This window comes from Aphanizomenon sp. CS-733/32 (assembly GCF_028330045.1).
In the GTDB taxonomy this organism is placed as follows: Bacteria; Cyanobacteriota; Cyanobacteriia; order Cyanobacteriales; family Nostocaceae; genus Dolichospermum; species Dolichospermum gracile.
Map to the genome: position 1 here is coordinate 1 of NZ_JAQMSE010000156.1, position 12,840 is coordinate 12,840.

Here is a 12,840-nt window from a genome sequence, read left to right on the forward strand (position 1 = left end):
CTGCTGCCCTTAGACAAGTACAAAACTTTTTGAGCAAAGAAGTGTAATTTTAGGGGACAGGGGACAGGTTACAGGTTACAGGTTACAGGTGATACGCCACGGGGACAGGTAAGAAGTTTATTCCAATTACCAATTACCAATTACCAATTACCAATTACCCATTACCCATTAACAGCATGAAGGAGGGCTAGTTGATAGTATTTTTCAGCGTGTGCGATGAGTTCGGTGATTTCAGTGTCTGAGAGTTGACGGACGACTTTACCGGGAACACCCATGACTAGAGAACCGGGGGGAACGTTTTTTGTGACTACTGCACCTGCGCTGATAATGCTACCTGTGCCGACTCTGACGCCATTTAAGACTATTGCCCCAATACCAATTAAACAACCACGCTCAATGTGAGCAGAATGTACCACAGCGCGATGACCGACAGTGACGTGATCTTCTAAGATTGTGGGGACACCAGGATCACTATGAAGAATGGCCCCGTCTTGAATATTTGTACATTCGCCAATTTTAATTCGTTCTACATCACCTCTAACCACAGAGCCATACCAAATGCTGGCCTTGGCTGCTATGGTGACAGAACCAATAATAGTGGCGTTTGCTGCCACAAAAGCAGCTTGAGAAAATTCTGGAGATTTCCAGCCAGAAGAGATAGACACGATAGAATATGGATATGGTACCCAGGAACACTGGAGAAACTCCAACCTTTAGGGCTGGCGGCAAAACCAGAATATCACGACGTTGACCTTCTATCGTTAGGCGGTTGTGAAACTTGTTCTCAAGCACTATCTTCATTTTATGTAGCATTGAGCAAGTTATTTAAAGTAGTGGAACAGGAGTGTAAAGTTAAACCTACTGGTGCTGGCAAAAAACACAATATTATGTTTATACGCACTTCATGATAAATCCAGGCTTTCAGTACCCGATATTTGGCCCTGAAATACAGTGTCCTCACTGTCGCCAAACTATTTCGGCCCTGACATTGACGGATACTTATTTGTGTCCTCGTCATGGCGCGTTTGAAGCTGAACCCAAAACAGAGGAATTGGTTCATTTACAGTCTGGTCGTCATTGGCGCAGATGGGATGGAGAATGGTATCGTCAACATACCCATCCTGATGGGATTCGGTTTGAAATTCATGAAGCTTTGGACAAGCTTTATACTCAGGGTTATCGGGCTACGAGGATTATTGTTGCTAACCGTTATCAGGAGTTGATGAGTGGCTATTTAGAAAGGAGTACACCTTGGCGTGCTGGACAAGGGGAAGTTGCTACAGGGGCGCGATTATATGGCTTACCTGTGGAGTTTAGCCCCGATTCCGCTGCTGAACCTTGCTGGGAAGTAATTAACTTCGATTTGGATAAAGAACCTGGTGTGCCGGTGCGTTATCCATATTTTCGGTTGTTTGAGTAGGTAACAAGGCAAGAGGCAAGGGGCAAGAGAGAAGAAAGTCTAAATAAATATCTTACTGTTCCCTGTTCCCTGTTCCCTGTTCCCTGTTCCCCAATTTGGGTTTTAGATTGTAGATGAATCCAAAATCTCAAATCCAAAATCCAAAATTCTATGCACCATGCTTCTATTAGAACGGCAAATATCCATTTAGCGATCGCTTTTTATGAGCAGTTAGGGTTTACGGTGGGCGATCGCTTCACTACCGGTTATACTCTAGCTTGTTGGATGGAAGGTTTAGGGACTCGAATTGAACTCATCCAAATTCCCCAACCTAAACCAGCCCCAGATGCTTTTGATGATGAACATTATGTAGGCTATTATCATCTGGCGTTTGATGTGACGCAGATCACACCGGATTTACCAACTTGGTTGGAAAGGTTAAAAACACGGTTAGCAATAATAGAAAATCTACCACCCCTGAAAATTCTTTTAGAACCTACACAGCAGCAAATTGGCGATAACATTTTAGAAGTTGCGTTTATCGCTGATTTTGACGGGTTGCCTTTGGAATTTTTGCGGTTTTTGCACAAATTAACTTGAAAAGGGAACAGGTAATTGGTAATTGGTAATTGGTGAAAACTATTCTGCTTTCTTCTTCACCCTGAAATTCTGACTCCTGAACTCCTGACTCCTGACTCCTTCCATGAGGTACAGAAACATTTGCTCAATTTTCTCAGTCAATCAATATATGTAACTTAAATTACATATAGCTATTCGCCAAAGATATGTCTTTTTTCTCTATTGCACAACGACATCGCTTTTCCTTATTTATCTTGAGTATCTGGGTAATAGCGGCTTTTATCTGCCATCAAGATGCTGGTTTTAGCGGGGAAAAGGCGGATTTCTCTCCCCGTCTCCACAACTTCGACTCAGAAAAATCTCATAAAACACTAGTCGCCAAGGAAACACCAAATCTCGCTATTACAGCAAATGTTCGGAAAACAGTCCTTGATAATGGGTTAACTGTTCTCACTAAAGAGGTTCATAATGCCCCTGTGGTGACAGTACAGGTGTGGTACAAGTTTGGATCAGGTCAAGAAGCACCTGGGGTAAATGGTATTGCCCATCAATTAGAACATTTGATGTTTAAAGGTACTAGCAATCGTCCTATTCAATTTGGGCGGTTATTTAGTGCTTTAGGCAGTGATTCTAATGCTTTTACCAGTTATGACCAAACCGCATATTACAATACGGCAGAACGGGATAAACTCACCGCTCTGTTGACGTTAGAAGCTGATAGGATGAAAAACTCGCTGATAGATCCTCAACAGTTAGCTAGTGAGAAGCGAGTGGTTATTTCTGAATTACAAGGTTATGAAAATAGTCCAGAATATCGTCTTAATCGCGCTGTGATGATGTCGGTTTTTCCTGATCATCCCTATAGATTACCGATTGGTGGCACTAAGGCGGATGTGGAAAAATTCACAGTTGCACAGGTAAGGGAATATTACCAAAAATTCTATAGTCCTGATAATGCTGTTTTGGTAATTGTGGGAGATTTTGACACCGCACAAACTTTGAAAAAGGTACAAACTGTTTTTGGGAAAATTCCTAAACGTCAATATTCACCCCATAACCTCATAACTCCATCCCCAGCCGCTACTCCTGCACCTGTAATTAAATTACAAGAACCGGGGGGAAATCCATTACTACAACTAATTTACCCACTTCCTCAAATCAATCAACCAGATATCCCCGCGCTGGAAGTCATGGATTATATTTTAACTGCGGGTAAAAATTCTTACTTGTATCGGGAGTTGGTTGAATCAGGTTTAGCTAATGATGTTTCGGCAAATGTCGCTAGTTTACGCGCGGGTGGTTGGTATGAAATGTTAGTGACATCTGCGGGAGGTCAGGATTTGACTAAGCTTGATGCAGCGGTAATCAAGGCTCTGGATAAACTTGCTAAAGTCGGCTTGACAAAGGAACAGGTAGAACGAGCCAAAACCCAATTAACGGCTTCAGTGATTTTAAATAACCGTGATATTACTAATCAAGCGATGCAGTTGGGTAATGATCAAATCACGACGGATAATTACCAATATACAGAAAATCACTTGGTAAAAATTCGTAGGGTTCAAGTTGTTGATGTGATTAATGTTATCAGTAAATACTTGCAACCAGCAGCGCGGAAGGTGGGATTTTTTGAACCGACTAAACAAGTAGCAACAGTTCATGTTTCGACTTCGCTCAACAACCAAAGTTCATCCTATTCAACCCCAACACAAGAAAATTTTGGCACTGATGTGGCTGTAGTTCCTGCGGAGGTTCAGCAATATTTACCACCTTTAGATATATTACCCAAAGCGGAGAAGAGACAAATACCCCAGAAATTACAACTTGCTAATGGGTTACGCATACTACTATTACCGGACAAAACTACGCCAACAGTGACTTTAAGCGGCAATATTAAAGCGGGAACAGAATTTGAGTCCGATAATCAGGGAGGATTAGCTTCTTTAGTAGCAGCAAATCTGATGAATGGCACGAAAACTCAAGATATGCGGACTATTGTCCAAGGATTGGAGGCAAAGGGCGCAAATTTAAGTTTTGAAGCTTATCGTGAAGGTGTGCGGATTAAAGGTAGTAGTTTAGCGGTGGATTTACCCATTTTGCTGGAGACTTTGACGGATGTAATCAGAAATAGTACATTTCCTGAAAAGGAGTTTGCTCTGGCGCGTCAACAAGCTTTAACTTCCTTAGATTCAGATTTAGATGATCCTGATAAGGTTGCAAATCGGATCTTTGTGCAGTCTATTTATCCGAAAAAACATCCGTTACATACCTTCCCGACTGCGGAGAGTATTAGCAAAATTCAACGTCAAGATGTGATAGCTTTCAAAGCGCAACATTATCGCCCTGATACTACAGTTTTAGCCATTGTGGGTGATTTTGATGTTAACAAAGTGCGATCGCTCATTCAAGCAGAATTAGGAGATTGGCAAGTTCAAGGCAAACCACCAACGGTACAATATCCCAATGTGGGAATGCCGAAAAATGTGGTTAATGTTAATCCGGTTGTTCCTGGTAAACCCCAAGCGATAACTTATATGGGTTATACAGGTATTAATCGTCAAGATAAACGATTTTATGCGGCAATGATCTTGAATCAAATTCTGGGAGGTGATACATTATCCAGTAGACTGGGGGCAGAAGTGCGCGATCGCCAAGGTTTAACCTACGGGATTTATAGCAATTTCATCACAGGTAAAAATGTTGGTACATTTCTCATTGAAATGCAAACCAGTCCAGAAGATGCACCCAAAGCAATTTCCAGTACCCGCAACCTTCTCAAACAAGTTCATCAACAAGGTGTTACCCCTATTGAAGTAGAAACAGCCAAACGCAATTTAATCAGCAATTATAATATTTCCTTAGCCAATCCCGAACAATTAAGCCAAAAAATGGTCATGAATGAAGTTTACGGCTTAAATCAGGTAGAATTGCGATCGTTTACCAGCAAAATAGAGCAAGTTAACCTCAATCAAGTCAATCAAGCTGCCCGTGAATTACTTCATCCTGATAAAATTGTGGTTGTCACCGCAGGTCCACCAATTCTTGCCCATAAAAAGATTAAATGAATCTTAGTCATGGATAATACAGCAGGAGTCAGGAGTCAGGAGTCAGGAGTAAAACTGGCTTTTTGTATGGGTCTCAATTGAGATTCTGTACCTCCTAACTACGTAATCTGCCGCAAGAATAGATGTGATTTGCAAATATCTATTTAGCCATGAGTAACTTCTTAATTAAGGTCTACTACAATCTACCTCGCATCATCTGTATATTTTCCCTGCTAATCAGTCTGGTAATCATGGGTGTATCTCCAGCAACAGCAGAAAACCTATCTAATAATTTACTAAAACAACCAGCTATAGAGATTACAGTTAGCTTGGGTAATTCTAGTAACGAATTAAAATTTGAGCCAAATCATTTAAAATTTACCCCCGGCAATCGCTACAATCTCAAATTAAGTAACCCTAGCTCACAAAAACATTATTTTACAGCCAAAGACTTTGCCGATGCAATTTGGACGCAAAAAGTCGAAGCCGGAAATGTCGAAATTAAAGGTAATATTCACGAATTAGAACTTAAACCCGGTGCAGAGGCAGAATGGGTATTTGTACCTATGAAACCAGGCAAATACACTTTACGATGTACTATTGCTGGACATACGGAAGCAGGAATGAAAGGAGAAATTGTGATTAGGTGATCATCTATCCCTAGAGGCGCAAAATAAGTTAACTTAAAATATAGATATTTTTGGCAATAAATCTCAACAACCTCACACCTAATCGGTAAAGCGCCGCTAACTCCTAAACTTCATGATGAATATTTTTACCAGCCTACTTTCGCAACCAGCCCAGCCAAAACCCGAAAAACAACAACGTCGGGGGATTGAAATTAAATCAGCCCGTGAAATCGAAATTATGCGGCAATCAGCGAAGATTGTGGCAACTGTTCTTAAAGAAATTTCTGAGTTAGTGCAACCAGGAATGACAACGGCTGATTTAGACGCTTACGCCGAAAAACGTATCCGCGAAATGGATGCCACTCCCAGCTTTAAAGGGTATCATGGCTTCCCCGCCTCGATTTGCTCTAGTATTAATCATGAAGTTGTACATGGAATTCCTAGCCCGAAAAAGGTAATTCGGGCAGGAGATGTATTAAAAGTTGATACAGGTGCTTTTTATCAAGGCTTTCACGGCGATTCCTGTATTACTATCGCGGTGGGTAATGTGACAACTGAAGCCGCAAGACTAATTAAAATAGCGGAAGAATCTTTATATAAAGGGATTGAACAGGTAAGAGCCGGTGTCCATTTGACAGAGATTGCCGGTGCAATTGAAGATCATGTCAAAGCCAATGGGTTTACAGTGGTGGAACAATTTACTGGACATGGTGTAGGTAGAAATTTACACGAAGAACCAGCGGTATTTAACTATCGGACTCGTGAGATACCAAATGTTAAATTGCGCTCAGGGATGACTTTAGCAATTGAACCAATTTTAAATGCTGGTTCTAAGAATACCAGAATTTTAGCTGATAGATGGACTGCGGTAACAGTTGATAATGCTTTATCTGCTCAATTTGAACATACTGTATTAGTGACAGATAGTGGTTATGAAATTTTAACTGATAGAACTCATCTTTAACTATGATTCTTGTGATTTAGATGATTTATATAACCAATGACCAATGACCAATTACCAATTACCAATTACCAATTACCAATTACCAATTACCAATTACCAATTACATTGTTAATTCCCACCAAGTTTTGTGACCAACTACACCATCTGTTGATAAACGGCGACGATTTTGAAAAGCTTTGACAGCAGTTTCGGTGACTGGTCCAAAAACTCCATCAATAGGTATTCCATAACCGTTAGCAATTAAAAGTTTTTGTAAAGCTCTCACAGATATACCTGAACTACCAAAACTAATCACCGGCATGGGTTGGTTCTGGGTTCTAGGGTATCTTGTGGATACCGGAATACCTCTTTTTTTTGTGATGGGGATATTGCCAGCATCAGCTATTTCATAAGAAGTGAGGGGCATCTGTTTTTGGGTTATTTGCTCAAAGATTTTGTGCCTTCGGAATGAGAGGATTGAAAGATGATTTGGGGAAGTTATACCGATTTGAGTAAATTCTGGCGGTGTAATTTGAGGGTAAACAGCTAATTTATTGGATTGATGATTTGTTAAACCCATACCATTCTCTCTGGGAAAGATTTTCTGTGAGAGAGAATGGGGTATATTTAGTGGTTTTGGATTCAATATACCCATCATCAGCAGTCCGATTTCAGTCATTTTATTTTATCGCTGTGCTTATTTATAAAGTAGTAAATAGCAAAAGAAAAGTAGAGGCAATGTAGAATGGTACTGAGTTATTTAGAAAATTAAATATAATACCTGTATACAGGTATCCGAGCAAAGTTAATTGAATATCTGGGGAATAAATGGGAACAAATAAAAATCCCTATCCCCCACTCTCTTTTTTGTAATGATTCTCACAATAAATCCATAGTAATCCTATTTGAGTTATGAACTAGTTTTTTTAACGAACCACTCCAGACACAGAGGACACAGAGGTGGGAAAATTAAGAGATGTGATACCTACGGCACGCGCACGCTTCGCGAACACATTTAATTTAGGATTGCTATAGTACACTGCGGCTTAAATAACCCAGCCATTCTCACTCGCTAAAAAGCTTATGACCTATTGCTTTTGATTTTTGACTTCCGCCTGGCGGTACTGGCGGTTGATATCGGAAGAATGATCTGATTTGAGACTATAATTATTATGAATTTTATTCATCTATCTTAAGGGAGTTAAAATTATCAAAAAAATACTTAGGGCTTGGTAAAGGATAAAAAATCCCAATTGATGAGATTGGGAATATCAAATCTTGAATAAATTTGTTGGGGTATTTGTCAGCACGGTAGCATAGTATAATTAACCCATCCCATTAGTAACTGGATGGAAGTAGAAGGCAAAACCCAAGACAGTATAAGCTGCTAGAAGTAATGTTCCTTCTAACCAATTGGATTTACCATCAGAACTAATGCTATTAGCAATTAAAACTGATACAGCAACAGCTACTAATTCAAAGGGGTTAAAATCTAAATCCATTGGTTGCCCAAATATCCAACCGGAAATTACTAAGACTGGGGCAACAAACAGGGCAATTTGCATACTTGAACCTACAGCGACAGACATAGCCAAATCCATTTTATTTTTCATGGCTACGGTGACGGCGGTGGCGTGTTCAGCAGCGTTACCGATAATGGGAACTAAAATGACCCCGGTAAATAGTGCGCTTAAACCTAGTTTAGATGTGGCGACTTCTAAGGAGTCAACTAGCAATTCTGACTCCCAGGCAACTAACAGGGTACAAACTAAGAGTACACCAGTCCATAACCAGACATTTGGTTTTTCATGGCTAACTTCTTCGTCTTCTTCTATTTCTGCTACGCCAACTTCATACAAATAAGCATGAGTTTTCATGGAAAATAGTAGTGTTAGTCCGTAAACCAAAATTAAGACGATGGCTACAGCTAGGGAGAGATTTTGCACAGTTGCTTCGCTAATACCTATGGAGGTATAGTTCATTGCTGTTGGTAGCAAAATCGCAATTACCGCCAAGTTCATAGAGGAAGCATTTACTCGCGCTACAACTGATTCAAATGTTTGCTCTTTGTAACGAAGCCCGCCTAATAGCATGGATAGGCCCATAACTAGAAGTAAGTTACTGATAATTGAACCTGTGATACTGGCTTTAACGACATCAATTAAGCCTGCATTGAGGGCAACTAAGGCAATAATCAGTTCTGTGGCATTGCCAAAAGTCGCGTTTAAAAATCCGCCTATTCCTGGTCCAACGACTACGGTGATTTCTTCGGTAGCTGTACCCATCCACGCTGCTAGGGGGAGAATCGCTAATGCTGCGGTGATGAAAACTATTAAGTCTCCCCATTCTAAAAAGTGGGCTGCTAGGGATATGGGTATAAACAGCAGCAGCACGGTGAAAATAATGTTCTTGATTGACATTTTTACCTTGAGTTTAGGGGATTTTTACACAATGTCTAAAATATCATTGTCAGTTGTCAGTGGTCAGTTGTCATTGGGTAATTTTATTATTCTTTCTTCTTCCTTATTATTCTTTCTCCTGACTCCTGACTCCTGACTCCTGAACTCCTATTCCTCACAGTGACAACAATTGTAAAAAGGTATATATAGTAAGAATATTCTTCAAAATTACACATTTATTTGGATAAAGATATATGACTTTGGCAGCGGAAATACCAAGTAGTTATGACTCAATATTACCATTAGATCAAGAGGCTAAATCCAGTCCTGAACATGATCCCCTGAAAACTGCTCAGGGTGTTTATGTGACGGTTCATGGGCATTTTTATCAACCTCCTAGAGAAAATCCTTATCTTGATGCGATTGAACGTCAACCTAGCGCTAGTCCTTTTCATGACTGGAATGAGCGGATTCATTGGGAATGCTATCGTCCTAATGCTTTTGCTAGGGTCTTAAATGACCGAGGCGAGGTTGTGAAGATTGTGAATAATTATGAATATATGAGTTTTAATATCGGTCCAACGCTGATGTCGTGGTTAGAACGCTACGATGGGTCCGTTTATCAGCGGATTTTGGATGCTGATGCGAAAAGCTGCGATCGCCTCAATGGTCATGGCAATGCGATCGCTCAAGTTTATAATCACATTATCCTGCCTCTAGCCAATGAACGGGATAAACATACACAAATTCGCTGGGGTAAGGAGGATTTCCGTTCTCGCTTTGGTCGTGATGCTGAAGGAATGTGGTTGGCGGAAACAGCCGTAGATTATGCCACCTTAGAAGCATTGGTAGCGGAAGACATTAAATTTATCATTTTAGCTCCTTCTCAAGCCCAGCGTTGTCGTCCAATCCCCACAGGAGATGATTCTGATAGTCAATGGCATGAGGTGGGAGGTAATCAAATTGATCCAACTCGTCCTTATCGTTGTTATTTGGATAGTGACGAGTCTGAAAAAAAATCAACTCCCTATATTGATATCTTTTTCTACGATGGTCCAATTTCGCGGGATATGGGTTTTAGTGATGTTGTCTACAATTCCCATCATTTTGCGGGACGGATTGGGGCGGCTATTCGTGGAGATCATCGTCAGTCCCAATTGATTTCTGTAGCTACAGATGGAGAAACTTTTGGACATCACAAAAAGGGAACAGAGAAGACTTTAGCCTATGCCTTTATTGGTGAGTTTCCCCGTCATGGTTGGACTGTCACCAATTTTGCCCACTATTTAAGTTTAAATCCTCCCTCTTGGGAAGTAAAAATCAAGTCGGTGACGGCCTGGAGTTGCGCTCACGGTGTGGATAGATGGCAAGATGATTGTGGTTGTGGTGGTGAAGGGGGTGTGTGGCATCAAAAATGGCGACGACCGTTACGGAATGCGTTAAATTGGCTGCGGGATCAGTTAATTGATGTCTATGAGGAATATGGGAATCCGTTGTTTCGTGATCCTTGGCAAGCGAGGGACGAATATATTCAGGTCATGGGCGATCGCACTCCCGCTAATATTCACCGATTTCTATCTCACCATCAAACTCGCAAACTCCAAGCTGCTGAACAGGTAGAAGCTTTACGCTTGTTGGAAATGCAGCGTCACTCCTTGCTAATGTTCACCAGTTGCGGCTGGTTTTTTGAGGAAATTTCCCGTCCAGAGGGAACACAGATTTTGCGCTATGCCTCTCGCGCTTTAGAATTAGCAGGAGATGTGGCAGGTGTACAATTAGAAAAAGGTTTTCTTAAACTTTTAAATTTAGCTCCTAGTAATGTGGAAGAGTTTATACATGGGGCGGAGATATATCGTCAATTGGTGCTAACTGCCCAAATTGGCTTTAAAGAAGTTGCTGCCCATTACGCTATTACTTCCCTCTTTAATCATCACAAAAATACTGTTCCTCAACAACAAAACGATGAACATCCCCATAGTCATTATCAGCGTGTCTATTGCTATAATGCCAATGAGTTAGATTATCATAAGCAAAGCTTGGGTCCATTAACTATGGCAGTGGGGCATTTGCAGCTAGTGTCAGATATTACTTGGGAAAGTGAAAATTTAGTCTTTGCGGTTTTGCATTTGGGTGGTTGGGATTTTCATTGTTGTATTCAGCAGTTTGCCGGACGACGTAATTATAGTCAAATCAGGGAAAAGCTGTTTACGTCCCTACAACAGGCTAGTGTCGCTCATGTAATTTTGGTGATGACTCAATTATTTGGGGACGATACCTTTAGTTTACAGACTTTATTTGCGGAAGAACGTCACCGGATTATGCGGTTGTTGAGTCAGGATACACTGGCACGATTAGACCAATTATATACCCAGGCGTATCGTGATAATTACGGTGTGATTATGGCTTTTCATCGGGATGAGTTGGAAGTACCACGAGAATTACAGGTAGCGGCGGAAATTGCTTTGGGGTATCGTTGTTTAACGACGTTGAAATCTTTAGAACAAGATATTACTGATTTGCAATTAAGCCGGAATCTGATGGGAGAATTGGAAGCGATCGCTACTGAAGCTAAACATCTGCGTTGTCAATTAAATATTCCCGATGGTAATCAAATTTTAGAACAATTAATAGTCCGGTTATTGTGGCAATTATTGTATGATGCCAATAGCAAAATAGATGCAGATATTCAGCGTTTAGAACGATTAATTGATATTAGTCATGAATTACATCTGGGCATTAATTTAAACCATTCCCAAGAACTCTATTGGAGTTGCTTACACAGTCAAATATTGCCACGCATTACCAGTATTGATAGTGAAGCAGAAACTATGCAATGTCGTCAATTACTAAAACTAGGGCAAAAATTAGCTGTTGATGTCAGTCCTTATTTGGATAAGTTGCCGTAAATTTGTAGGGTGGGCATTCCCCACCACTGCATCATTATTAAATTAGCTTACTATAGCAGAAGGCAAGAGGCAAGAGGCAAGAGTCAAGAGTGAAATCCTTGGTATGATTAGGTTTCAAGGATCAATAATGTCCTAATTATCCTGGCTACAGCTATAATTTACTGCTTGCGCTTATGCACTAAGGCTAGTTCTTCCTCGTCGTTTTCATGATAACAAATTTTTCGCTTCGTGTCAATAGCTTTGACTCAATTTAAGGGGGTGATGAGGATCTTTATCCCAACGGAAAGGATTTTGGAAAATATATTGACGAGCAAGTTCTAAAATTTTTTCATGACGAATAATACGATCATAATAATTGCGTTGCCATACACGCACTCCAGGGGTATCATCAACTTGATTAATAATTTTCGTTGTTTGATATTTGTAATAAGCAATAACCTGTCCCAACGTCGTCTTCCGTAGGGGCGGGGTCTCCCCGCCCTCTGTATTGGTATTAGTCTCCCCGCCCTCTGTATTGGTATTAGTCTCCCCGCCCTTTTCGTGATTTTGTTGATATTTCCCACCTTCATGAAAATTATCATTAATCACAATAATGCCATGAACATGATTAGGCATAACAACAAATTCGTCTAATTCAACATTAGGAAAATGGTCAGGTATTTTTGACCAAAATTCATCAATAATAAAACCCCTAACTGTGAATTTCATTTCCCCATTCATGATTTCGCCCAAATTACATTCACGGTTTTGGGTACATAAGGTGATGAAATATGATCCTGGTTGTGAATAATCATAACCCCGGAGGCGAATTGATTGGCGATGATGAATTTTGGGGTTATATTTCATGGGATGAAAGAATAAGACCAAAAAGAGATAAAGGGATATAAAAAGCGGGGAGACCAATACAAAGGGCGGGGAGACCAATACAAAGGGCGGGGAGACGA

The 12,840-nt window shown here is 40.5% G+C and carries 10 protein-coding genes; 6 read left to right on the plus strand and 4 right to left on the minus strand.

The genetic code is table 11. From position 1 onward, the window contains the following. Positions 1-161: 161 nt before the first annotated feature. Entirely contained in the window at positions 162-665 is a 504-nt protein-coding gene (locus PN471_RS12350; RefSeq protein ID WP_271777091.1) for a gamma carbonic anhydrase family protein, read from the minus strand. Between the two features lie 239 nt (positions 666-904). Here PN471_RS12350 and PN471_RS12355 point away from each other — a divergent pair, with 239 nt between their 5' ends. The 5 genes from PN471_RS12355 (at position 905) to map (ending at position 6,612) form a co-directional block, all read left to right on the plus strand. Further along, positions 905-1,420 carry a TIGR02652 family protein gene (locus PN471_RS12355; protein WP_271777092.1) on the plus strand — a complete coding sequence of 172 codons (516 nt, stop codon included), beginning with the start codon at positions 905-907 and terminating at the stop codon, positions 1,418-1,420. Between the two features lie 150 nt (positions 1,421-1,570). After that, entirely contained in the window at positions 1,571-1,999 is a 429-nt protein-coding gene (locus tag PN471_RS12360) for a VOC family protein (RefSeq protein ID WP_271777093.1), read from the plus strand. A 185-nt stretch (positions 2,000-2,184) separates the two neighbouring features. Further along, positions 2,185-5,040, plus strand: coding sequence for a M16 family metallopeptidase (locus PN471_RS12365; RefSeq protein WP_271777094.1), 2,856 nt, complete (start codon positions 2,185-2,187; stop codon positions 5,038-5,040). Between the two features lie 230 nt (positions 5,041-5,270). Further along, positions 5,271-5,669, plus strand: a complete 399-nt coding sequence (locus PN471_RS12370) for a cupredoxin domain-containing protein (protein ID WP_271777095.1) — start codon at positions 5,271-5,273, stop codon at positions 5,667-5,669. Positions 5,670-5,784: 115 nt separating this feature from the next. Next, a complete protein-coding gene (map, locus tag PN471_RS12375; RefSeq protein ID WP_271777100.1) occupies positions 5,785-6,612 on the plus strand; it encodes a type I methionyl aminopeptidase in 828 nt (275 codons plus the stop codon). Between the two features lie 100 nt (positions 6,613-6,712). On the opposite strand, the gene PN471_RS12380 is transcribed toward map, so the two are convergent. Together PN471_RS12380 and cax are read right to left on the minus strand one after the other, a co-directional pair. Further along, positions 6,713-7,270: a peptidoglycan-binding protein gene (locus PN471_RS12380; RefSeq protein ID WP_271777096.1), complete on the minus strand. Its 558-nt coding sequence runs from the start codon at positions 7,268-7,270 to the stop codon at positions 6,713-6,715. Positions 7,271-7,916: 646 nt separating this feature from the next. Next, the gene (gene cax / locus PN471_RS12385; protein WP_271777097.1) at positions 7,917-9,011 is read right to left on the minus strand and encodes a calcium/proton exchanger; all 1,095 of its coding nucleotides are present in this window, start codon (positions 9,009-9,011) and stop codon (positions 7,917-7,919) included. Positions 9,012-9,244: 233 nt separating this feature from the next. On the opposite strand from cax, the gene PN471_RS12390 reads away from it, so the two are divergent. Then, positions 9,245-11,896, plus strand: a complete 2,652-nt coding sequence (locus tag PN471_RS12390) for a DUF3536 domain-containing protein (RefSeq protein WP_271777098.1) — start codon at positions 9,245-9,247, stop codon at positions 11,894-11,896. A 231-nt stretch (positions 11,897-12,127) separates the two neighbouring features. Here PN471_RS12390 and PN471_RS12395 read toward each other — a convergent pair whose 3' ends face one another. Continuing rightward, on the minus strand, positions 12,128-12,742 hold the full coding sequence (locus PN471_RS12395) for a transposase (protein ID WP_271777099.1): 615 nt from the start codon (positions 12,740-12,742) through the stop codon (positions 12,128-12,130). Positions 12,743-12,840: the final 98 nt, after the last annotated feature.

Excerpts from the sequence above, each read along its gene's own strand:
- PN471_RS12355 (WP_271777092.1), top strand. The coding sequence starts at position 905 with ATGATAAATCCAGGCTTTCAGTACCCGATATTTGGCCCTGAAATACAG.
- PN471_RS12360 (WP_271777093.1), top strand. The coding sequence starts at position 1,571 with ATGCACCATGCTTCTATTAGAACGGCAAATATCCATTTAGCGATCGCT.
- PN471_RS12365 (WP_271777094.1), top strand. The coding sequence starts at position 2,185 with ATGTCTTTTTTCTCTATTGCACAACGACATCGCTTTTCCTTATTTATC.
- PN471_RS12370 (WP_271777095.1), top strand. The coding sequence starts at position 5,271 with ATGGGTGTATCTCCAGCAACAGCAGAAAACCTATCTAATAATTTACTA.
- map (WP_271777100.1), top strand. The coding sequence starts at position 5,785 with ATGAATATTTTTACCAGCCTACTTTCGCAACCAGCCCAGCCAAAACCC.
- PN471_RS12380 (WP_271777096.1), bottom strand. The coding sequence starts at position 7,270 with ATGACTGAAATCGGACTGCTGATGATGGGTATATTGAATCCAAAACCA.
- cax (WP_271777097.1), bottom strand. The coding sequence starts at position 9,011 with ATGTCAATCAAGAACATTATTTTCACCGTGCTGCTGCTGTTTATACCC.
- PN471_RS12390 (WP_271777098.1), top strand. The coding sequence starts at position 9,245 with ATGACTTTGGCAGCGGAAATACCAAGTAGTTATGACTCAATATTACCA.
- PN471_RS12395 (WP_271777099.1), bottom strand. The coding sequence starts at position 12,742 with ATGAAATATAACCCCAAAATTCATCATCGCCAATCAATTCGCCTCCGG.